This window comes from Micromonospora sp. NPDC049679, from assembly GCF_040659735.1.
Classification (GTDB): Bacteria; Actinomycetota; Actinomycetes; order Mycobacteriales; family Micromonosporaceae; genus Micromonospora_I.
Window position 1 is genome coordinate 104,374 of sequence record NZ_JBFANZ010000005.1, and the last position, 21,772, is coordinate 126,145.

At 70.5% G+C, this 21,772-nt stretch carries 22 protein-coding genes; 11 read left to right on the forward strand and 11 right to left on the reverse strand.

Going from position 1 to position 21,772, the window contains the following annotated elements; translation table 11 throughout:
• Positions 1–17: 17 nt before the first annotated feature.
• Positions 18–1,184, reverse strand: coding sequence for a branched-chain amino acid ABC transporter substrate-binding protein (locus AB0J06_RS05510; protein ID WP_357424930.1), 1,167 nt, complete (start codon positions 1,182–1,184; stop codon positions 18–20).
• Between the two features lie 163 nt (positions 1,185–1,347).
• On the opposite strand from AB0J06_RS05510, the gene AB0J06_RS05515 reads away from it, so the two are divergent.
• On the forward strand, positions 1,348–3,402 hold the full coding sequence (locus tag AB0J06_RS05515; RefSeq protein ID WP_357424932.1) for an EAL domain-containing protein: 2,055 nt from the start codon (positions 1,348–1,350) through the stop codon (positions 3,400–3,402).
• 110 nt (positions 3,403–3,512) lie between these two features.
• Here AB0J06_RS05515 and AB0J06_RS05520 read toward each other — a convergent pair whose 3' ends face one another.
• The gene (locus AB0J06_RS05520; RefSeq protein WP_357424934.1) at positions 3,513–4,712 is read right to left on the reverse strand and encodes a glycoside hydrolase family 3 N-terminal domain-containing protein; all 1,200 of its coding nucleotides are present in this window, start codon (positions 4,710–4,712) and stop codon (positions 3,513–3,515) included.
• A 48-nt stretch (positions 4,713–4,760) separates the two neighbouring features.
• Positions 4,761–5,732 (reverse strand): LysR substrate-binding domain-containing protein, encoded by a 972-nt coding sequence (locus tag AB0J06_RS05525; RefSeq protein WP_357424936.1) that lies wholly within the window; start codon positions 5,730–5,732, stop codon positions 4,761–4,763.
• A gap of 70 nt (positions 5,733–5,802) precedes the next feature.
• Between AB0J06_RS05525 and AB0J06_RS05530 the strand changes: the two genes are divergently transcribed.
• The 5 genes from AB0J06_RS05530 to AB0J06_RS05550 all read left to right on the forward strand — a co-directional run bounded on the left by AB0J06_RS05530 (position 5,803) and on the right by AB0J06_RS05550 (position 8,681).
• Entirely contained in the window at positions 5,803–6,681 is an 879-nt protein-coding gene (locus tag AB0J06_RS05530; protein WP_357424938.1) for a dihydrodipicolinate synthase family protein, read from the forward strand.
• Between the two features lie 164 nt (positions 6,682–6,845).
• A complete protein-coding gene (locus tag AB0J06_RS05535; RefSeq protein WP_357424940.1) occupies positions 6,846–7,268 on the forward strand; it encodes a hypothetical protein in 423 nt (140 codons plus the stop codon).
• Positions 7,265–7,606: a transcriptional regulator gene (locus tag AB0J06_RS05540; protein ID WP_357424942.1), complete on the forward strand. Its 342-nt coding sequence runs from the start codon at positions 7,265–7,267 to the stop codon at positions 7,604–7,606. The genes AB0J06_RS05535 and AB0J06_RS05540 overlap by 4 nt, the downstream gene beginning before the upstream one ends.
• Before the next feature lie 7 nt (positions 7,607–7,613).
• Positions 7,614–7,994, forward strand: coding sequence for a glutaredoxin domain-containing protein (locus tag AB0J06_RS05545; RefSeq protein ID WP_357424944.1), 381 nt, complete (start codon positions 7,614–7,616; stop codon positions 7,992–7,994).
• Between the two features lie 12 nt (positions 7,995–8,006).
• Positions 8,007–8,681 carry a formylglycine-generating enzyme family protein gene (locus tag AB0J06_RS05550; RefSeq protein ID WP_357424946.1) on the forward strand — a complete coding sequence of 225 codons (675 nt, stop codon included), beginning with the start codon at positions 8,007–8,009 and terminating at the stop codon, positions 8,679–8,681.
• A 150-nt stretch (positions 8,682–8,831) separates the two neighbouring features.
• On the opposite strand, the gene AB0J06_RS05555 is transcribed toward AB0J06_RS05550, so the two are convergent.
• Positions 8,832–9,842, reverse strand: coding sequence for a DMT family transporter (locus tag AB0J06_RS05555; RefSeq protein ID WP_357424948.1), 1,011 nt, complete (start codon positions 9,840–9,842; stop codon positions 8,832–8,834).
• Between AB0J06_RS05555 and AB0J06_RS05560 the strand changes: the two genes are divergently transcribed.
• From AB0J06_RS05560 to AB0J06_RS05570, 3 genes are all read left to right on the forward strand, one after another.
• Complete coding sequence (locus AB0J06_RS05560) at positions 9,841–11,253, forward strand: PLP-dependent aminotransferase family protein (protein WP_357424950.1); 1,413 nt, start codon at positions 9,841–9,843, stop codon at positions 11,251–11,253. The genes AB0J06_RS05555 and AB0J06_RS05560 overlap by 2 nt on opposite strands.
• A 178-nt stretch (positions 11,254–11,431) precedes the next feature.
• Positions 11,432–12,670: a DUF2786 domain-containing protein gene (locus AB0J06_RS05565; protein WP_357424952.1), complete on the forward strand. Its 1,239-nt coding sequence runs from the start codon at positions 11,432–11,434 to the stop codon at positions 12,668–12,670.
• 376 nt (positions 12,671–13,046) lie between these two features.
• Positions 13,047–14,654: an ABC-F family ATP-binding cassette domain-containing protein gene (locus tag AB0J06_RS05570; protein WP_357424954.1), complete on the forward strand. Its 1,608-nt coding sequence runs from the start codon at positions 13,047–13,049 to the stop codon at positions 14,652–14,654.
• A gap of 48 nt (positions 14,655–14,702) precedes the next feature.
• On the opposite strand, the gene AB0J06_RS05575 is transcribed toward AB0J06_RS05570, so the two are convergent.
• From AB0J06_RS05575 to AB0J06_RS05595, 5 genes are all read right to left on the reverse strand, one after another.
• On the reverse strand, positions 14,703–15,302 hold the full coding sequence (locus AB0J06_RS05575; protein WP_357424956.1) for a hypothetical protein: 600 nt from the start codon (positions 15,300–15,302) through the stop codon (positions 14,703–14,705).
• Between the two features lie 148 nt (positions 15,303–15,450).
• The gene (locus AB0J06_RS05580) at positions 15,451–16,422 is read right to left on the reverse strand and encodes a DMT family transporter (RefSeq protein WP_357424958.1); all 972 of its coding nucleotides are present in this window, start codon (positions 16,420–16,422) and stop codon (positions 15,451–15,453) included.
• Positions 16,419–16,610 (reverse strand): hypothetical protein, encoded by a 192-nt coding sequence (locus tag AB0J06_RS05585; RefSeq protein WP_357424960.1) that lies wholly within the window; start codon positions 16,608–16,610, stop codon positions 16,419–16,421. The genes AB0J06_RS05580 and AB0J06_RS05585 overlap by 4 nt, the downstream gene beginning before the upstream one ends.
• Positions 16,611–16,615: 5 nt before the next feature.
• Positions 16,616–17,215, reverse strand: a complete 600-nt coding sequence (locus AB0J06_RS05590; protein ID WP_357424962.1) for a TetR/AcrR family transcriptional regulator — start codon at positions 17,213–17,215, stop codon at positions 16,616–16,618.
• 124 nt (positions 17,216–17,339) lie between these two features.
• A complete protein-coding gene (locus AB0J06_RS05595) occupies positions 17,340–18,311 on the reverse strand; it encodes a glucosyl-3-phosphoglycerate synthase (protein ID WP_357424964.1) in 972 nt (323 codons plus the stop codon).
• Positions 18,312–18,733: 422 nt separating this feature from the next.
• Here AB0J06_RS05595 and AB0J06_RS05600 point away from each other — a divergent pair, with 422 nt between their 5' ends.
• Positions 18,734–19,300, forward strand: a complete 567-nt coding sequence (locus AB0J06_RS05600; RefSeq protein ID WP_357424966.1) for a gluconokinase — start codon at positions 18,734–18,736, stop codon at positions 19,298–19,300.
• Entirely contained in the window at positions 19,297–20,787 is a 1,491-nt protein-coding gene (locus AB0J06_RS05605) for an SLC13 family permease (RefSeq protein WP_357424968.1), read from the forward strand. The genes AB0J06_RS05600 and AB0J06_RS05605 overlap by 4 nt, the downstream gene beginning before the upstream one ends.
• A gap of 130 nt (positions 20,788–20,917) precedes the next feature.
• Here the strand turns inward: AB0J06_RS05605 and AB0J06_RS05610 are convergent, their stop codons facing one another.
• Complete coding sequence (locus AB0J06_RS05610) at positions 20,918–21,187, reverse strand: GlsB/YeaQ/YmgE family stress response membrane protein (protein WP_357424970.1); 270 nt, start codon at positions 21,185–21,187, stop codon at positions 20,918–20,920.
• A gap of 104 nt (positions 21,188–21,291) precedes the next feature.
• Complete coding sequence (locus AB0J06_RS05615; RefSeq protein ID WP_357425073.1) at positions 21,292–21,696, reverse strand: YccF domain-containing protein; 405 nt, start codon at positions 21,694–21,696, stop codon at positions 21,292–21,294.
• Between the last annotated feature and the right edge of the window lie 76 nt (positions 21,697–21,772).

The window sequence follows — 21,772 nt, forward strand, 5'->3', positions numbered from 1 at the left end:
ACGAGGCTGAGGTGCCGCTACGGCGTCTCGTTGGACGAGACGTAGGTGAACCGGTTGTCGCGCACGGCAAGCAGCAGGAACGTGGGCTTGGCGCGGGTGCCGTCGGGGTTGAAGCGCGGGTCGCCGGAGAGCAGCGGGAGCTGGGTGGTGCCGGCGATCGCCCGGCGGACCGCATCGCGGTTAAGGCTGCCGGCCCGGCGGATCGCGTCGAGGGCCAGCTTGACCGCGTCGTACGCCTCGGGCGTGGCAGGACCGGGCGCGTGCCCGACCGCCGCGGTGAAGCGGGTTGACCACTCGGCGAGCGCGGGCATGAACTCCGGCACCAGGAATGTGGTGCCGAAGACGTCCCTGCTCTGCTGGGCGGTCAGGTTCTCCAGCAGCGGGCCGTCGACCGCGCCGTCGCCGACCATGATTTTCCCGGTGAATCCCGCGTCGCGCAGGTCGATGATGAGTCGGTTGGCCTCGGCGTAGTACCCGGTGAAGTAGATGCTGTCGGCGCCGCTGTCGCGTACCTGCTCGGCGACGCGGGTGTAGCGCGGGGCTCCCTGACTCAGCTCGAACACTCCACCGAAGTCGACGCCGCCCGCTGCGCGCGCGGCGTCGACCGTCGCCTCGGCCAGGGACAGCGGGAAGCTCGTGCCGTCGTGAACGACCGCCAGCCGTCGGCCGCCGAGGCGCTCCATCGCCTTCACGGCGAACTCGGCCTCCGCGTAAACCGTGCCGCAGACGAGAAAGACGCTGTCGTACTTCGGCTGGAGAAGCTCGGCGGAGTTGGACAGCGGGATCAGCATCGGGATCCCGGCATCACGGAAGATCCTCAGAGTCGGGACGGTCGCGCTGCTGCAGTATCCGCCCACCGAGACGGTGATATCGCGGGCGATCAGCTTGTTCGCCGCGACCACGGCGGTCCCCGGATCGCACGCGTCGTCCTCCACCACCAGTTCGACCCGTCGGCCCAGCACGCCGCCGGCCTCGTTCGCCTCGCGCACCGCGAGTTGCTGCGCGTCGACCATTGCCCGGCCGGAGGGGGAGTTGCGTCCCGACAGCGGCACGAGCGCGCCGAGCCGGACCACGCCGGCCTGCGCTGTGTCCTGTTGCGGCTTCTCGCCGCAGCCGGTGAGGGTGCCGGCGGCCAACGCCACCGCGGCGAGCACGACGGCGCTGAGCCTTGTTGGTGTGCGCATCGTGCCCCTCTCGTCGGTGAGCGTCGCCGCTCCATCGACCTGGACGCCGCGTGGTTGAGCAGAAGGGTCAGGTGGGCTGTCCGGCTGCCGATGCTCTCATCCAGGGACCGCGGTCCAGGCGACGCGACCCCGGCACCGCGGCGAGAGGAGGGGAGCCGCCGCCATGTGGCGTAGACGCAACGTGGCCGGCCCGACGGCGCAAGCGGGCAGCGGCGGGACGGGCGATGAGCCGCGGTCCCGACGCCGACGCAGTTTGGCGACGACGGGGGCGCTCGCGAGCGTGCTCCTCGCCCTCTCCGGGTACACGATCATCGGCACCGCGTTGACGACGTCCGCGGCCCGCGAGCACAGCCAGGCCCTGTCCGTGGACGGCTGGTTCGGTGAGGCACGCAGCGCCGTCGCGCTGGAGGAAGTGCACGCCCGCCACTACCAGGTCGAGCCCTCCGCTGCGGTGCGGCTCCGCTACGTCGGGGCGGCGAACGCCGCCAACCAGGCGCTCGGCCGGGTGACCATGGCCGGCACCGGGGCGGCCGCGCGGGATGCCAGCCGGCTTCTCGCCAGACAGGCGGCGTACCGCGAGCTTACCGATCGACTGTTGGACATGGTCGCCGATCGTGATCCCGCCCGCACGAGCTTCGACCGGCTCGAGGTCACGCCCGCCTACTACCAGCTTCAGCACGACATCGACTCGGTGACGCGGGCCTACCATGCCAGCGCCCAGGTGCAGGCCGCCGCACTGCGGCGGGCCCAGGTACGCATGCTGGTCGGTACGTCGATCGGGTTTGGACTGGGCTTCGTTCTCGTCGCGCTGATCTGGCGCGTGGTGCTCGGCTACCAGCGCCGGCTGGCCCAGCACGCCGAGTTCAACGAGCGGCTCGCGATGCATGACCCCCTCACCGGCCTGCCCAACCGCGCGATGTTCCATCGCCGTCTGACGAGCGTCCTGAAGCAGCTGACGTCCTCACCTGACAGCCAGATGGCACTCATGATCCTCGACCTCAACGGCTTCAAGGCCGTCAACGACACCCTCGGTCACCAGGCGGGCGACCAGTTGCTGGCCGAGACGGGCCGGAGGCTGAGTGCCAGCGCCCGCGAGGGAGACCTGGTGGCGAGGCTCGGCGGCGACGAGTTCGCCATCCTTCTGTCCCGGGTTGTGGGTGTGGCCGACGCGACGCGCGTGGCGGACCGGATTGTCCATACCCTGCGCGAGGACTTCCTGCTCGACGCCGGGGCGGCGGCGGTCAGCGGCAGCATCGGCGTAGCGGTGGGCCCGATGCACGGCACGAACGAAGAACTGGTCCGCCACGCCGACGCGGCGATGTACCGGGCCAAGTCCGGCGGCGGCGGAGTTGCCGTCTACGACCCGCAGGTCGACGCCGAGACCCCCGACCAGATGGTGCTCTTCGGTGAGCTGCGGGCTCTCCTCGACGCCGGCGACCCGGGCCGACAGCTTGTCCCGTTCTTCCAGCCCCAGATCCGCATCGCCGACGCGATCGTCACCGCGGTCGAGGCGCTGGCGCGTTGGCGGCACCCGACGCGGGGGCTGCTCATGCCCGGCACGTTCCTGCCGATCGCCGAGGGCCGTGCCCTGGAGATCCCGTTGACGTACCACATCCTCGACGTCGCGGTTGCTCAGGCGGCAGCCTGGCAGGATGACGGAGCGCCGCTCGTGGTCTCGGTCAACGTGTCCCCACGCTGCCTGCTCGACCCGCAGTTCGTGCCGCGGGTGAAGGCCGCGTTGGCCGCTTCCGGACTCGCGCCCGGGCTGCTGCAGCTGGAGGTCACTGAGACCAGCGTGATGACCGAGCCGGAGCGCTCGCGGGAGACGCTGCGGCAGGTCCGGGACCACGGCGTGCAGGTCTCCATCGACGATTTCGGCACCGGCTTCAGCTCGCTGTCGCAACTCAAGCAGCTACCGGCGAACGAGCTGAAGATCGACCGGACGTTCGTGCGGGAGTTGGCCAACGACCCCGAGGACGTCGTCCTGGTACGGAGCGCCATCGATCTGGCCCACAACCTCGGCCTGTCCGTGGTGGCTGAGGGGGTCGAAGGGCTCGACGCCCTCGCTCTGCTGGCCGAGCTCGGCTGCGACGTTGCGCAGGGGTTCGCCCTCAGCCGGCCGGTGCCGGCCGAGGAGCTGCCACAGGCGTGCGTGCGGGCGCACCAGCAGGCGAGCAAGATCGTTGCTCGGCGGCGCGCCGGCATCGACGTGTCCTGAGATTGCGACGGACCCCGACCTCACCCGAGGGCCATCGGCGGCGCTGCGGTGACTGCCCGGCGTTCAGTCCACAGAGGATGATCTGCCGACGGATCCCTGCGGCGTGCACATCAACTCCTCGGGCGGAGAGTGTCGACGCGCGCGACCGACTGGTCGATCCGTGCCTCCGTGATACGTCCCTTGCGGACCAGGTCGACGACGTTGTCGAGCGTCTCGTCCACGATCTTTGTGTCGTACACCTGCTGGTTCGCGAACACGAGCAGGTCGAGGCCGGCCTCGAACGCCATCGCGACGGCCTCGTCCCGGCCGTACTTGCTGGAGATGGCGACCGCCTGCATGTCGTCGCTCACGACGGCGCCCTTCCAGCCGAGTTGGCCACGGAGCAGGTCCGTCACGACCGCCGGCGACAGCGATGCCGGGCGGTTCGGGTCGAGCTGCTTGTTGAGCAGGTGGGCGGCCATGACGGACTCGGCGACGCCGCTGTTGATCAGCCGTTGAAACGGTTCGAGTTCCCTCCTGTGCCAGGTGTTGGTCACGTCGACGACGGTGAAGTCGGTATTGCCGGTCGCGCTGCCGGAGCCGGGGAAGTGCTTGAGTACGGTTTTGACGCCGGCGGTCCGGTGGATCTGGATCTCCTCGGTCGCGTTCCTCACCACGACGTCGGCATCGGCGGAAAAGCTGCGTCCGAGCTTGGCGATCGCGGGATTGTTCGGGTTCAGGTTCAGGTCGACGACCGGTGCGTAGTTGAGGTTGACGCCGATCGACGTGAGGCTCTGGACCATGCCCTGGGCCCATGCCCGGGTCGTGGGTGTGGAATTGGCGGCGCCGATGTCGGCCTGCGACCTGGTGGTGGGGAAACCGTTGCCCGGGTTGAGGCGTGAGACCTGGCCGCCTTCCTGGTCGATCGACACGATGAGCCGCCCCGGCGAGGCTTGTCGTAGCGTCTTCACGAGCGCGGTGACCTGGCCCGGCGACCTGATGTTGCGTGGGGCGTTCGTCTGCAGGTCGCGGTCGAACAGGATGATGCCGCCCAGGCCGTCCCTGACCGCATTCATGATCCAGTCGTTGTCGTTGAGCCTCTCGCCGCGAAAACCGACGACGAGCAGGCTCGCGATCTTGCGTCGTAGAGAGGTTTCACCGGGCGTTGAGGGTGACGCTGTGGGTCGGGACGGTGAGAACGGTGGCGAACCCGCCAGCTGTGGCGTGGGCGGGTTGGAGGTGGGCGAATCGCAGCCGCAGAGACCCGCCGCCACCGCGGCCGACCCGATGCCGCCGAGCAGCAGCCGGCGGGTCAGGTGGCCATCGTTCACCCGGTCCACGCTACGGGCGGTCGCCCGGCCCGGGGCGGATATCGGGGCTCAAGCGGAGTCGAGGCATGCCGGTGCCGTCAGCGGGGAGTGACCCTCGTGACGGGTCTGTGGTCCGCCGAGGAAGTCGTGGGTGGCGGCGTTGAGCGCCGCGACGCAGGCGGCCACGGCTGGATGGGCGGCGGCCCCCTTCCGGTACGAGACGCGCGTGCGGCGCTGGATGGTCAGCGGTAGGAGCCGGACCTGTGGGAGCGGCACCGTGACGGCGAGTTGGGGGACCAGGGCGACACCCTGGCCGGCGGCGACCAGCGCGAGCACGGCGGCGAAGTCATCGGCGTGGTGGCGCACGCTCGGAGTGAACCCGGCCATCTGGCAGGCATGCACGACTACCGAATGGCAGAGCGTGCCGGGGCTGCCCACGATCCAGTGCGCATCGCGGACGCTGTGGAGCGGGTCGCCTTCCGTACCGCCTTCCGTATCGCCGCCGGGGTCGGCGGAGACGGCGAGAAACACCGTCTCGTGCAGCAGTGGTGTGGAATGCAGCGCCGGATCGGGCGCGACCGGCACGATGTCGTAGTCGTGCACGAGCGCGACGTCGAGCCGCCGGTCGCGCAACGCGGCGGGCATGGCGACCGGGTCCAGCTCGGTGACCATGAGGTCGAGTGCCGGGTGGTCGCGTGCCAGCCTGACCAGGGCTCCCGGGAGCAGAGTACGTACCGCACTGGGATACGCGGCTATCCGTACCGTTCCAGCCAGGCCCGTGCGCGCAGCGGCCAATGTGGAGTCCGCCGCTTCCAGGGCGGCGAGGACGACCTCGGTGTGCTGCACGAGCGCCACGCCGGTCGACGTGAGGTTCACCCGGCGCCCCGCGCGTTCCAGGAGCCGGACCCCCGCTTCCCGTTGCAGTGCCGCGAGTTGCTGTGAGACGGCGGACGGCGTGTAGGCGTGGGCTTCGGCTACCGCGGCGATGGTGCCCAGCCGGGCCAGGTCCCGCAGCAGGCGCAGGCGGCGGACGTCAAGCATCAGCTCAGCTTACGGTTCTGTTGAGGAATCCGAACTGGTTCTTTACGTTCGCTGGCCGCAGGCTGGACCCATGACACTGACCGGCCTGTACGTCCCGCTGATCACGCCGTTCGATGATTCCGGAGCCGTCGCGCTGCATGCGCTGGAAGCCCTCGCCCACCAGGTGCTGGACGCCGGAGCCGCGGGTGTGGTCGCACTGGGCACCACCGGGGAGGCGGCGGCCGTCAGCGAGGCGGAGCGAGGTGAAGTGGTCGACGTTGTCGCCTCGGTCTGTCGGGAACGCGCGGCGCATCTCGTGGTCGGGGCCGACACGGTGCAGGCGCTCCGCGCGCTGCGTGATCGACCCGAGGTGTCCGCGGCCCTCTGCGTGGTGCCGCCGTTCGTCCGACCCGGTGAGGCGGGCGTGCTCGCCCACTTCGCTCACCTGGCGCAGGTCAGTCCGGTGCCGCTGGTCGCGTACCACGTCGCCTACCGCACCGGGCAGGAACTGTCGGCGGATGCGTTGCGGCGGCTCGCCGAGCTGCCCGGCGTCGTCGGGATCAAGTACGCCGTGGGTGGGATCGACGCGGACACCATCGCCTTCCTCGCCGCCGCCCCGCCGGGCTTCGCGGTGCTCGGCGGCGACGACCTTTTCATCTCACCGCTGCTCGCCCTCGGCGCGCACGGCGGCATCCTGGCCTCAGCGCACGTCGCCACCGCCGAGTTCGTCCGGCTCCTGGAGCTGTGGCGAGCTGGCGACCTCGTCGCAGCGCGGTCCCTCGGTCGCGGGCTCGCGGCGCTGTCGGCCGCGTTGTTCGCCGAACCCAATCCGTCGGTGATCAAGGCGGTTCTGTACGCGCAGGGCCGCATCCCGAGCCCCGCGGTACGGCTGCCGCTCCTGCCCGCAACACCGGAGACCACGCACGCGGCCCTCCGGCACGTCGACGACCTGGCGGGCGTGCCGGGGTGACCGGCGATCATGTTGGCATGGCGAGTTGGCAGCCGTCGGCGCGGAATCTGACGGACCGCACCGAGCGGAGAGTCCGGCGGTGCTCGACGGACCGGACCGACGAGTGGAGCCACCAGAACGGCAACTGCTTGCCAATACGGTAAGTAGATGCCAGAGTGGTGTGCATGGACAACGAGATGACGCCCGACGCGGCCCGCGCCGCCCTACTCTCCGCCACGAACACGTCCCGGCGGTTGCGCTCACGGGCGCGTTGGGCGAGCACGAAGCTCGCCGTGTTCGGGGTCGGCATCGGCCTGGTCACGGCCACCATCGGCCTGGTCGAGTCGAAGCTGGTCGGGGCAGCCGTCCTGGCGGGATGGTTGATGCTGGTAGGGGGGATGACGGTGTGGGAGCGGAGTCGCCTCGTCCACCTCGCCGGGACCCGCGCGCGCATCACCCCGTACTGGATCGGAAGCTTCGCCTTCTACGGGGTCGCGCTGGCCGTGGGCACCGACGAGAAGTCCGGCGACCTGACGTACTGGCTCCCCGCCAGCGTGGTCGTCGCACTGCCCATGCTCATCGGGGCGTTGCGGGAGCGGCGGGCATGAGCCAGGAACAGGACGGCAACACCGGCCACGACGGTGGCCTCAGCCATCCGCGCCGCGACCTGGACGATCTGCTGACCCATGCGGTCCGGTTCTCGATCGTCGCCGCGCTCGCCGGCGTCCAGCGCGCCGAGTTCGCCGCGGTGCGCGACAGTGTGGAGATCAGCGATCCCATGCTCTCGAAGCAGGTGGCACTCCTGGAGAAGGCGGGCTACGTCCAGGTGGAGAAGGGGCGCGTCGGTCGGCGACCGCGTACGTGGCTGTCGTTGTCCGACGACGGGACGGCGGCCTACACGCGGCATGTGGCGGCGCTGCGCGCCATCGCCGGCCTCATGGGCTGACCGGGACATGGCCGCCGAACGTCGCGGGGCGAGCATCGCGCGTCCCGAGGTCACCGTCTACACCCGACCGGGATGCCCGTACTGCTTCCTGCTGCGCCGTGGATTGCGTCGGTACGGCGTGCCCTTCACCGAGGTCGACATCTGGCGTGATCCGCCCGCGGCGGCCGCCGTGCGCGCTGTCGCCGACGGTAACGAGACCGTCCCCACCGTTGAGGTCGGCGGACGGTGGCTGGTCAACCCCCGCGCCCGGCGGATCCGTGACCTTGTCCCGTCGAGCGGCGGTCGCGGCGGAGTCGACAGCGCCCTCGAACAAACCGGTGCGCGACCGGGTGAGGCAGGGGAGGAGCGTCCTCAATCGTGGCGCGGCATCGAGGACAGACGTCGGTAGGGTGACCGGCCGATGGAGACGAACGCAGGAAACGAGATGATCGCGATCCCGTCGGGGCGGGTGACGCTGTCGGACCGGCGAACGCAGCGCAGCTGGCCGGTCGAGCTCGCGGCATACCAGCTCGCGGTGTTCCCGATCACGCAGGCGCGATACGCGCAGGTCACCGGTGAGCGACCGAGCACCGCGCAAGGCGACCAGTTGCCCGTCGAGGGCGTTTCGTGGTTGGACGCCGTCCGGTTCTGCAACGCCCTGTCGGAACACGAGGGGTTGGCGCCGGCGTACCGCCACCATGGTGACGTCGAACGTATCCAGTGGGACGCATCCGCTGACGGGTACCGGCTACCGACGGAGGCCGAGTGGGAGCACGCGTGTCGTGCCGGTACGACCGGCGCGCGGTACGGGCAGCTCGACGAGATCGCCTGGCATCGCGGCAACTCGAACGAGCGGATTCACGAGGTGGGCGGCAAGCAGCCCAACGCGTGGGGCCTGTACGACATGCTGGGCAATGTTTGGGAGTGGTGCTGGGATATCTACGACGCCGAGGTCTACGGCACCTACCGGGTGCTCCGCGGCGGTGGGTGGTTTGATGAGCGCTGGAGCTGCCGGGCCTCCGTGCGGCGCCGCAGCATGCCGACCTTCCAGATCGACGACCTGGGATTCCGCGTCGCGCGTTCCATCGTGCGCTGATGCGCAACCATTGCCGCGACTGCATGAGCGTCTGCTGCGGCCGTCTCGTCTTGGCGGATGGCTTCGAGCCTCAGGGGTAGGGGCCGCTGGCGAAGGCGATGCCGGCCACCCTGGGGTCGCTGCCGAACGGGCCCGAATGGGGGTTCGAGTTCACGTGGGACGGGGATCCGCGCGATCGTGGCGGTCGCGGACGGGCCGGCGCAGCTCGCCGGCATCACCGGTCATGTCTGCTTGTCGCCGGGTGGTGCCGAGCCGCGCGCGGACCGCGGTTGCGGCGCACAGGATGACGACGAGGCCTCCGGCGATCGTGGTCCCGGTGATGTGCTCGCCCAACAGCAGACCTGCCCAGGCGATGCTCATGACGGGCTGGGCGAGTTGCACCTGGCTGACCTGAGCCATCGGCCCGATGGCCAGGCCGTGATACCAGGCGAAGAAGCCGAGGAACATGCTGACCACGCCGAGGTAGCCAAAGGCCGCCCACTGCACCAAAGTCCCCTGCTGGCTCTGCTGGGCCGCCGAAACCACCGTCAGGACCACCATCAGCGGCGAGCACAGGACGAGCGCCCAGGAGACGGTCTGCCAGGCGCCCAGCTCGCGCGCGAGCAGGCCTCCTTCGGCATAACCGACGGCCGCGGACACCACCGCGCCGAAAAGCAGCAGATCGCCCCAGTGCAGCTGACCCAAGCCACCCCACTGCGCGGACGCGAAGGCCATCGCGGCGAACGCGCCGACGCCCGCGGCGACCCAGAACCCGACCGGTGGATGCTCGTGCCCACGAATGACGGCCATCACCGCCGTGGCAGCCGGCAGCATGGCGATGACGACCGCACCGTGACTGGCTGGCGCGCTCGTGAGTGCGAACGACGTCAGCAGCGGGAAGCCGACAACGACGCCACCACCGACCACGGCGAGTCGGGGCCATTGCGCACCACGAGGCAGCCGTTGGCGGGTGACGGCCAGCGCCACGACGGCCAGAGCCGCCGCCACAACCGCCCGGGCAGAGCCGATGAACAGCGGCGAAAGTCCGCCCACCGCCACCCGAGTAAGAGGGACCGTGAACGAAAAGGCCGCTACTCCCAGCAGTCCCCACCACAGGCCCGATGTGCGGGTATCCGATACCGCAGGGTCCGCAACCGTAGTAGCGCTACTCTGATCTCTCATGAATGACGGTAGCAGCTCCCGGATTGCCGCAGGTCTGCGGAAATGGATCGCTACGGCGGTGCCTGGTGCCCGGCTGCCTTCAACGCGAGAGCTGGTCGCCCAGTACGGGGCAAGCCCGGTAACGGTGCAGAATGCGCTACGGACCCTCACCGTCCAAGGGCTCATCGAGACTCACCCCGGGGTCGGCACGTTCATCCGAGCGGTGCGCACCGCGCGACCGGCCGACTACGGCTGGCAGACCGCGGCCCTGCGCTCACCCCGAACGCGCATCCAGTCGGTCTCCACCGCGCTGCGCAGCACTCCCAACGACGTTATCGCCCTGCATGCGGGCTACCCCGACCGTGAACTTCTCCCGGGGCGTCTGATCCGTTCAGCCCTCACGCGTGCAGCGCGCGCTGACGCGGCCCTGACCCGCCCTCCCGCGGCAGGCCTGCCGGAACTGCAGTCCTGGTTCGCCGATGAGCTCGGCGCCGTGACCCCGGCTGGGGTCACGCCACCCACACCCAGCGACGTCATCATTCTCCCCGGAAGCCAGAGCGGACTGAGCTCGGTGTTCCGCGCCCTGGCAGGGACCGGGCAACCCCTGCTGATGGAGTCCCCGACGTACTGGGGAGCCATCCTGGCCGCACAGCAAGCCGGCGTCCTCGTCGTGCCGGTGCCCACCGGCCCTGCCGGCCCGGACCCCGACGAACTGGCACGCGCCTTCCGCGAGACGGCCGCACGCCTGTTTTACGCGCAACCGAACTACGCCAACCCCACCGGAACGCAATGGCCGACGGCACTGCATGGGCAGGTACTCGAGGTGGTGCGCGAGCACGGCGCGTTCCTGGTCGAGGACGACTGGGCACACGACTTCGGCATCACCAGCACCCCGACGCCCGTGGCCGCCCACGACGACCGCGGACACGTCGTCTACCTGCGCTCGCTCACCAAGAGCGTGTCCCCGGCCATCCGCGTCGCCGCGGTAATCGCCCGCGGACCGGCGCGTGAACGGATCCTGGCCGATCGCGGGGCCGAGTCGATGTATGTCAGCAGCCTGCTCCAAACCGCGGCGCTCGACATCGTCACCCAACCGGCCTGGCGCACACACCTCCGCGGCCTGCACCAGCAACTCGGCACACGGCGCGACCTTCTCGCCACCGCCCTGCAGGAGCACGCACCACGAGCAGACATCGACCACGTGCCGGCAGGAGGCCTGAACCTGTGGGTACGCCTTCCCGACGGAACGGACGTCCACCAGCTCGCGTACGACTGCGAGAAAGCCGGACTGATCATCGCCCCCGGAACCGAATGGTTTCCCGCAGAACCCACCGGACCGTTCGTACGGCTCAACTACGCAGGGCCCAACCCCGCAGCCTTCCCCGCCGGCGCGCGCATCCTCGGCCAGGCACTCGCGCACCAGCCGGCCTGACACGCAACGGAGAGGGGGCGCGTACCCGGGGCATGGTCCGGTAGCGAACGCTGATCACCGCCACGGCGGGACCGACCGACGGCTGAGGCCCGCGCTCCCCGGCTTTTCTGGTTCCGCAGGCGACCAGCTTGATCACACCATCCGTCGGTCGCCGTACCTGCTCCGTAACCTTGTCCGGGTGACAACGGTGCGGGAGAGAATCAGCGCGGTACTCAACGGGGCGATCGGCTACGAACGCGGGCTGGACGCGCTGACCGTCATACCGTCGGCTGAGGTCGACCCCGTGCTGATCGCCGTCCTCCACGACGCGTTCACCGCGCTGTGGCAGGGCGGCTGGCAGCCGGTCGAGCTGCACCGGGTCGTTGCCCGACGGGGCGACACGATGCACGCCCACCTGGTGACAGACGCGGTCGCCGCGCACCTGCGGCAGTTCCCCCCGGCCGCCGTCGACGAGCGGTGGCTGGGACAGGCCGACGCGCTCGGCGCGCACGTCTGGTGGACCGACCCCGCCACGTACCTCGACGAGATCGCCACCCGCTGGAAGCTCGACCGGGTGGCCGTACTCGACGTGGTGTTGACCCTGCTCGCGACCCTGTCCGAACTGCCGCCCATCGAGGTGCTCGTCCCGCCGCCCGGAACCGCCCTTCCTCGCGGCCACCGCTCAGGCATCGGTGGATCGGGTGCACGCCGGCCGATCGACGTGCGGCTCCTGGACCGGGTGCGTGCACTGCTCGCCAAGGCCGAGTCGAGCACGTACCCGGCGGAGGCGGAGACGTACACCGCCAAGGCCCAGGAACTCGTCGCCCGACACAGCCTCGACGAGGCGCTGCTGGTCGCGCGGGGCGGCGGCGCGGAGGTCGTGCCCTTCGCGCGGCGGATCGGCGTGGACCATCCGTACGAGGACGAGAAGGCGACCCTGCTCGACGCCGTCGCCCGGGCCAACCGCTGCCACGCGGTATGGTCGCCAGAGCTCGGATTCGCTACCGTCTTCGGCTTCGACGCCGACATTGACGCGGTCGACCTGCTGCACACCTCGCTGCTGCTGCAGGCGCACCGGGCGATGGCACAAGCCGAACCGCCTGGCGGCAAGGCGGGCCGGGCCCGGCTGAAGACGTTCCGGCAGTCCTTCCTCGTGGCGTTCGCGGTGCGGATCGGTGAGCGGCTGGCCGGTGCCGCCGAGGCCGCCCTGGCCGACGCCACCCGGACCTCCGGCGAGGCCGGGACCGCCGACGCGCCCGACCTGCTGCCGGTGCTCGCCTCCCGCGACGAGCAGGTTCACGAGGTCATGCGCAGCGTCTTCCCCCGCACGGTCCGGGCCCGGGGCAGCCGGGTCGACAGCCGCGAGGGCTGGGACTCCGGCCGGGCCGCCGCCGACCGTGCCGCCCTGCACACCCGGAACGCCGCGCAAAGCCGCTAGCCGCCGCTTCAGTCGACGCTGCCGCCCGCGCGCATCAGCGGGGTATCGAGAAACTCCTGTATCGGACGGGCGACCGTGCCGAACCCGAGTGAGGTGGTCACCTCGAGCTCGAGCGGGGAGGCCTGGGTGCGATCCGAAACCCTCGCGCGGTACCGCGTGAACCGATGAGCGCCAACGAGACCGACAAGGAGTGGCCCGTCATCGCGACCGCGGGCATCGATGTCGCCGAGGGCCACGACGATCAGGTCGTCACATCGGTTGTACGGCTCTTCGCTTCGCGGTTATGGTGGAGGGGATGTGAGCCGCTGACACTTCCGCGCCCGCGACGAGGCACTGCCCGGCGGGCAACAGAGATGTATCTCTTCGGTGGTGTTGCATGCCCGCATCAGCTCTGCTCGCCCATGACCTCGTCCGCACCCTCGGCACCCGCCGCGTGCTCGACGGCGTCTCCCTCACCGCCGCCCCCGGCCACCGGATCGGGCTCATCGGCGAGAACGGCACCGGGAAATCGACGCTGCTACGGCTGCTCGCCGGGGCGGACGAGCCGGACGCCGGCACCGTCGTGCGCCCCGCCGACCTGGGCTTCCTGCACCAGGAGATGCCGTACGACCCAGCGGCGACGATCACCGACGTGCTCGACGACGCCCTGCGCGAAGCCCGCGACGACCTCGCTGAACTCGACCGACTCACGCACGCCCTCGCCGCGACACCGGAGGGCTTCGACGGATACACCGACCTGCTCGGCGCGTACGGAGAGCGGCTCGACCGCGCTCAGGAGCACGACGCGTGGGACGCCGACCGGCGTGCGGAGATCGTCCTCGCGGGACTCGGCCTCGGGCGGATTCCGCACGACCGTACGCTCGAGTCGCTCTCGGGCGGACAGCGCGGCCGGCTCGCGCTCGCCGCCCTCCTGGTCCGGCGCCCCACGGCGCTGCTGCTCGATGAGCCCACCAACCACCTCGACGACGACGCCGCGGCCTTCGTGGAAGCGCAGCTGCGTGGCCTGCCCGGCGTCGTCGTGGTGGCGAGCCACGACCGGGCCTTCCTCGACGCCGCCTGCACGGACCTGATCGACCTCGACCCGGCGGTGGAGGGCCCGACCCGCTACGGCGGCAACTACACGGCGTACCAGTCGGAGAAGCGTGCCGAGCGGGAACGCTGGCAGCGGCGCTTCGACGACGAACAGGAAGAGCTGAACGATCTGCGCCGGGTGGTCGCGGTGACCGCGCGTCAGGTCGCGCCGGGCCACGGCCCGCGGGACAGCGAGAAGATGGGCTACGGGCACACCGCCGGCCGGGTGCAGAACCAGATCTCGCGGCGGGTTCGCAACGCTGCCCGTCGGCTCGACGAACTGGAGCGCGACCAGGTGCGCAGACCGCCGGAACCGCTGCGTTTACGGGCGCCGGCGTTCGCCACCACCGCCACCGACGGGATCGTGATGGCGCTCCGTGACGTCCGGGTGCCGGGTCGACTCACCCTCGACCGCCTCGACGTGTCGGCCACCGACCGTCTGCTGGTCACCGGAGCGAACGGAACCGGCAAGTCGACGCTGCTCGCGGTGCTGGCGGGGCGGCTGGAAGCTGCCGGTGAGGTCCGCCGGCGGCGGGGCCTGCGGGTCGGTCTGCTGACCCAGGACACCGTTTTCGACCGGCCGGACCGCACCGCCCAGGAGACCTACGAGCTGGAATTGGGCGCCGAGCGCGCCGGGTCCGTACCGCTGGGCTCCCTCGGCCTGATCGCCCCGCGCGACGCACGCAGGCCGGTCGGTGAGCTGTCGGTCGGCCAGCGGCGTCGGCTCGCGTTGGCGCTGCTGGTGGCCGACCCGCCCGAGTTGCTGCTGCTGGACGAGCCCACCAACCACCTCGCACCCGGGCTCTGCGACGAACTGGAAGAGGCTCTCGGGACGGGTCCCGGCGCCGTCGTGATGGCCAGCCATGATCGCTGGTTGCGGTCCCGCTGGCCGGGGCAGGAAGTCCGATTGTGAGCGCGACCCTCCTCGGCCGGAGGGCGGTCGTTCAGATGGGCTGGCGTTTCAGCCGACGCCCCGCATCGGAGCTGGACGGTCGCGAAGCCCGGGGCGGCCCACGGCGCCTTCCCGGGCGGCACGGAAGACGATCGTTGTGCTGAAGGTGGCGCCGTCGACCTGGTAGGCGTAGCAACCCGGCCCGTCGACAACTGTCGTTGCCGGTATGTCGTTCTCCGACGTGCTCAGGTCGGCGTAGTGGCCGCCGTCGCGCTCCTCGCCGCGGTAGGAGAACGTGACGCTCGCGGTTCCCTTACCGTCGATCCGGCCAGCCCGGACGAGGACAGGTCCAATGTAGCCGGTGCTGATCCAACGGACCTTCTTCACGTAGCTGCCGTTGGACCCGGCGTCCTGGTCCCGCAGTTCCAGGACGGTACCTTCCATGAAGTAGTCGGCCACCGGGTACAGCGGGCCCCCGCCGAGCACCGCTGTCGCCACGCCGGGGCCCGACCAGGACTGGCGAGGGGTCGTCGGACATTCGGCGCCGGCGGCGACGGTGGGCAGTCGCAGCGGCCGGACGGGCAGCGCCCCCGGGGGTGTGGAACGCGGCGCGCCTGGATCTGTGGGTGCCGGATCGTCACACGCGGCGAAGACGGGCAGAGCCAGCACGGTGAGCAGAAGAGCGCGACCTCTCATACGTCAAGGACTCGTACGGTCGGGGGAACGGTTGCGTGACGCGCCGTTTCTTCGGCTCGACGGACGTGTCGAACGTGGTCCCGGTGCAGGTGAGCTCGCGCGGGCGATCTCGGAAAAGACGTCACGGGTTCCGTGATCGGCGGGCCGGCGTGGGCGCGGTGGTGCGTCCCGGTACGCGCCGCTCGCGGGGTCTGCGCGACCGGTGGAAGGCAGGTCGCCGCGGTAGCCGCCGGGTGTTGCAGGGGCGGCGCATCGCGGGTGTGGCGGGCGTGGCGAGCAGCAGGACACCGAGGATGGCGAGCGCCGTGGCGAGTACGGCGACGACCGTCGCGCGCGGGGTCAGTGCCGTGTTCTGGCGGAGTAGCACGAATCCGACCACCGCTGCGGTGACGGGGTTGGCGATGGTCAGGGTGGCCAGTGGGGCGCCGAGTCCGGTTTGGTAGGCGGCCTGCGACAGCAGCAGCCCGCCGACGGAGAGGACGGCGACCGCGGCTGCCGTGGCGGCGGTCGTGGCGTCGGGGATCGCGCCTGACGCCGGGTCGGTGAGGCGCAGCATGACGGTCTGGGTGAGCACCGAGGAGATACCGAAGGCGATCCCGCTGGCGGTCGCGAGGCGCAGGCCACGGGCACGGGCGGACGCGTTGCTGGCGCGACCCAGCACCGTGATGGCGGCGGCGGTCAGGACGCTGAGTGCGACGATCCCGGGGGTGTCGAGTGCTTCGGTGGGTGCCCCGGTGTCGACGGCGAGCAGCAGTCCGCCGAGTCCGGTGAGGGTGGCTGTCGCACCCCGCCATTCGCGTCCGGTGACCCGCCGTCCGGTGACCGCTGCGCCGATGGGCAGCGCGAGGACCAGGGTCAGCGCGCCGAGAGGTTGCACGACGGCCAGCGAGGCGTATCGCAGCGCCACGATGTGCAGGACGGCGCCGCCGGCGTTGAGGCTGACGGAGCCCCACCAGCGCGCGGAGCGGAGCAGCGCCCAGGGGTTCGCCGGGCGGCGTGACCGTGCGGCGAAACGCTCCTGGGCGACGGCGGAGAGCGCGTACGCGATCGCGGAGAGCACGGACAGCGCGACGGCCGTCAGTGTCGCGGTCATGCCGGCGCCGCGCTGGCGTTGCCGACCGCCGTCACCACGTTGCCGTCGATCGCGAGCCGGCCGAGCTTGTACGCGGCGAACAGGGCGGCCACCAGCCGCAGCTCGCGCACCGGGCGGGGGCGCGCAGGGACGCGGCGTACGTGCGCCGTGGTGGCGGACTCCGGCGACAGGATGAAGCCGGCGAACACGCTGATCATGGTACGGGCAGGCCGTGGCTGACCTGGTCGAAAGCGTCGTCGATGAGGTCAGACAGCGTCGCGTCGCTGCACCCCTCCGACCACATGTCGAGGGCGGTCTTGAAACAGGAGGCCGAAACGGCGGCGAGGAGTCCGGGATAGAGGTCGCGCCTGGCATCGGTGCCGGTGCGCTCGGCGATGAGCTCGACGAGCTGCTGGTGCATGGCTTCGAAGACGGTCAGGTGCTGGGCCAGTAACGCGGGATTGTCCTTGACCAGCCGCATGAAGGCGACGATCTGGTGCTCTTCCTGCCTCGGCGGTTCGATCACCGTGCCCACCACGGCCCGCAACGACTGCCAGATCGGCTCGTCGGCCGGCCGCGACCGCAGCGCGTCCGCGATGTCGGTGACGCGCTGCTGCAGTTCCGCGACGATCGCCTCCTCCTTGCTGGAGAAGTAGTTGCGGAAGGTGCGTGGCGAGACGTCGGCGGCCTCGGCGATGGCCTCCGGCGTCAGGGAATCGAGACCATGTTCGACGGCGAGTCGCAGCGCGGCGCGACTGAGCGCGAGTCGGGTCGCGAGTTTTTTGCGCTCGCGAAGGCTCATCTCACCGGTCATGCGCCCAACACTAACAGCAGATCTTGCCAAGCTGGCAAGTTTTCCACCTTGGCAAGTTGGTGTGCCGTCTCACAATGCTGGGCACCCGGCCCGGGTCACCGTCGTCCGCGCGCCGATCGGCGTGTCATGCCGAGCTCCGATCGCTGCCCGGGGCGGCGCGGGAAACACCGGCGGCCGGGGGGCGCTCGTAGCTCGGTACCGGTCGGCTGTGTGGACGCACCCAGGCCCCGTCCTGCACGAACTGGTGCAGCTCCGTGGCGCCCGGCGACCGGGCGGGTGAGGTCTTCCGGTGCTCGGTCACGGCCAGCAGCTCAGCCGCCGTGAGTGCGAGGTCGGCATCGGTACGGTGCCGGTGAGCGCGTGCGCCGAGGTGAACCTGCGCGATCGCGTCGATGCCGTGCAGGGACGCGGTGTCCACAAGCGTGGAAATCTCGACTCCGTACCCGACCGGGATGCTCAGCGATTCCATGAGCTCGCGCCTGGCCGCCCACTCCCCGGCGAGCGGCTGCACGACGCCGGCCAGCTCCGGCCAGTACAGGCTCAACAGCGGGCGTGCCACCAGCTCCGTGACGCGCCCGCCGTCGGGTGAGGTCGAACCGTCGGTCCCGGTACGAAGTCGGGTGTAGGCGGCCCGGACCAGCAGCGTGCCGGGGTCGGCGAGCAGTGGTCCGAGCAGACCGGTCACGAAGTGCGGCCCCCACTGGGTGAGGTCGGCGTCAACGAAGACCAGCAGATCGCCGCTGGTGACGAAGAGTGATTTCCAGAGTGCTTCACCCTTGCCGTGGTGGTTGCCCTGTTCGGGGAGGATGTCACTGGCTCGATACACCGTCGCGCCGGACCGCTCGGCAAGTGTCGCCGTGGCGTCACTGGAGTTGGAATCGATGACGACGAGCTCGTCGAGCAGCGGAGCGTCCTTCACGAGAGCCGTGTGCAGCCCGGTCACTATCTCGGAGATGGTTGTCGCTTCGTCCCGCGCGGGAATCACCAGGCTGATCCGCAGGCCCTGACGGAACTTGCCGTCGAGTAAGCGGTCCAGCGGCCAGTCGTGCCACGTCGAGCTTCGCTCACGAAACCACGTCAATGCCCGGTCGTGCATCTGGTCGGTCCTCGCAGTATGTCAATGGCTCGCTCCAGCCGGCCCGTCGCCACGTCCGGTGCGGCGCGTTGCCCCGGACGATGACGGCAGAGGGCGGGGCGGCGTCGGTTTTCGGGCATCGCGTGCGGCGGGTCGGGTATGGCACACGGCGCCCCGCCGCCGCGCTCGGACGTCATCGCATTCGTACGATACATCTTGATCATCTGGTGCTGATCGGCCGGATCGGACATATTGCCGCACCCCGGGGACGCGCGGCGAGCACCGGCGCGGCATCACCCCGGCTGGTCACCCCGACCGTGTCGCAGGACCGACCGACGGACGGTGATCGCGGGGGAGCGTGGTCGCCGCCCCGCGTCCGACACGTCGGTGGAGAAAAATGCCTCGGACTGGTTTGACGCCCACCCGGGTCGGTACCCCCGCGCATGGCCGACCCTCCAGCGCCGCCGCCGCCGACCACCACCGTCGTCGTCATGGGGGTGGCCGGCGCCGGGAAGACAACCGTGGCGATGGAGTTGGTGCGTCGGCTCGGGTGGGACTACGCCGAGGGGGACGGTTTCCACCCCACGGTCAACGTGGAGAAGATGCGTTCCGGTCGTCCGCTCGATGACGAAGACCGGTGGCCGTGGCTGCGGGCGATCGCGCGTTGGATCCACGACCACCAGGTCGCCAGGAAGAACGTGATCGTCACCTCCTCGGCGCTCCGGCGCGCGTACCGGGACCTGCTCCGCAAGGACAACCCGTCCGTGTGGTTCGTGCATCTGAACGTCCCGCGCGACGTGCTGCGTGATCGGCTCGTCCAGCGACGCCGGCACTACATGCCCGCCTCGCTCCTCGACAGCCAGCTGGACACGCTCGAGCCGTTGCAGCCGGACGAGCCCGGGACGGCGATCCCGGGCGACGTGCCGCCGGAGATCGTGGTCGATCACGTCCTGGAGGCGCTGGGGCGTGAGCGTCCCACCACCCTCGCCACGTCCCAGGAGGCGCCATGATGCAGCTCGCCGCCGAGGCCTCGACGAGCAACACGGTTCTCGTCGTCGCCGCGCTCCTCGGCATCGCCACCGTGGTCCTGCTCATCACGTGGCTCAAGGTCCATCCGTTCCTCGCCCTCATCCTCGGATCGGCCGTGCTCGGCCTCGTCGCCGGGCTCGGGGCGGCAAAGACCGTCGACAGCTTCGCCAAGGGCGTCGGTTCGACGGTCGGCAGCGTCGGGCTGCTCATCGCGCTCGGGGCGATGATCGGCGGCCTCCTCGCGGACTCCGGCGGCGCCGACGAGATCGTCGAGACCATCGTGGGCCGCACATCGTCCAGGGCGCTGCCCTGGGCGATGGCCGGCGCCGCGGCGCTCATCGGCATCCCGCTCTTCTTCGAGGTCGGCGTGGTGCTGCTGGTGCCGATCGTGCTGCTGGTTGCCACGCGCACCGACGTGCCGCTGCTGCGTCTGGGCATTCCCGCGCTCGCCGGTCTGTCCGTGCTCCACGGGTTCGTGCCACCGCACCCGGGGCCGTTGGTGGCGATTTCCGCCCTCAACGCAGACCTGGGGCTCACGCTCGCGCTGGGCCTGCTGCTCGCGATCCCCACGGTGATCATCGCGGGTTCGGTGTTCGGCTCGTTCATCAGCAGGTACGTCTCCGCCCGGCCGCCGATCCTGGTCGCGCGTGGGGAGGTGGTAGAACTCGGCGCGGCGCAGGCCGAGGACGATCTCGGGAATCCGAACAGCGTCGCCACGCCGGCCAGCCGCCGCGACGCGGGCCGTGGCGGCGGTCCGGGCGTCGCTGGTGGCGGCGATGTGCCGACCGGAGACCGGCGCCGGCGGCCCGGCTTCGCGCCCACCGTGCTGACCGTGCTGCTGCCCGTGATCCTCATGCTCGCCCGGGCGGTCGGCGAACTCCTCCTCGACAAGGGCAACAACGTCCGCGACGTCCTCGACGTCCTCGGCAACCCCGTCGTGGCGCTGCTGATCGGCACGATCGTCGCGATGCTCACCCTCGGCGCCGCGTCCGGCATGAGTCGCGGTCGGGTCTCCGACGCCGTGGGCGGGGCGCTCCCGCCGATCTCGGGCATCGTGCTGATCGTCGCGGCCGGCGGCGGTTTCAAGCAGACCCTCGTCGACGCCGGCGTCGGAAACGTGATCGCCGACGCGGCCGAGGGCGCCCACCTCTCCACCCTGGTGCTCGGCTGGCTGGTCGCGGTGGGCATCCGGCTCGCCACCGGCTCCGCGACGGTCGCCACGATCACCGCCGCGGGCATCGTCACCCCGCTCGCCGCCGCGCTGGACCGGCCCCAGGTCGCGCTGCTGGTCCTCGCGATCGGCGCCGGCTCGGTGTTCTTCTCCCACGTCAACGACGCCGGGTTCTGGCTGGTCAAGGAGTACTTCGGGATGACCGTCGGTGAGACGATCAAAAGCTGGTCGGTGATGGAGACGATCATCTCGGTCGTCGGCCTCATCGGGGTCCTGCTGCTGAACCTGCTCCTGTGACGGGTCGGGCGCGGCCAGCCAGCTGAGGGAGCGATCCGGTTCGGGGCGCGTGGCGGTACGTCGTCCCGCGGGACGGTGTTCTCAGCTGGCCCGAGCAGGTCGTCGGGCCAGCTGAGCTACCGGCGGAAGGTCACGGCGCGCGGTGACCGCGGGCCCCCGCGACGACGGCGACACCGACGGCGGCGAAGACGACCTGCAGGGCGAGTTCGATCCAGTCGATGCCGCCGGTGTCGTCGACGCCGAGGGCCGCGGCGAGGAGGGTGCCGAGGATGGCGGCCACGACGCCGATGAGCAGCGTGAGCCAGATCGGGATGTCCTGCTTGCCGGGTACGACGAGGCGGCCGAGGGCACCGATGAACAGACCGATGATGATGGCGGTGAAGACTCCGGTCACTTCCACGTTCCTGCTCCTCTTCAACGGTGGGACGATGGCGGTCTTTCCCTGGGGCCGTGGTTGGCAGAACAGTCGATGGTGACGCGTGATCGCTTGCGCGGGTGGTGCGGTCAGGGGTTCGTCAGGCGGTGCGGACTATCGGTCTCGATGACATCCCGTCCAAGCGGCCAGAATGCGGCGGGGACGAGTTTGAAGTTGGCGATGCCGAAGGGGATGCCCACGACGGTGACGCATTGGGCGATGCCGGCGACGATGTGGGACAGGGCCAGCCACCACCCGGCGACGAGGACCCAGACGACGTTGGCTGCCCCGGAAGCGAGGCCGGCGGTGGGTTTGGTGATCAAGGTGCGGCCGAACGGCCACAGCGAGTACGACGCCAGGCGCAGCGCCGCGACGCCGAAGGGGATGGTGATGACGAGGGCGAAGCAGATCAGCGCGGCAATCCCGTAGCCGATGGCCAGGACGATGCCGCTGCCGAACACGAGCCAGAGCAGATTCAGTACGAGACGTAGCACCCTTTCATGATGCGCGGGCGGCGCCACCGACCGATCTGGACGCGTGTCCGAGCTCCCGCCGGCGACCACGTGCCGC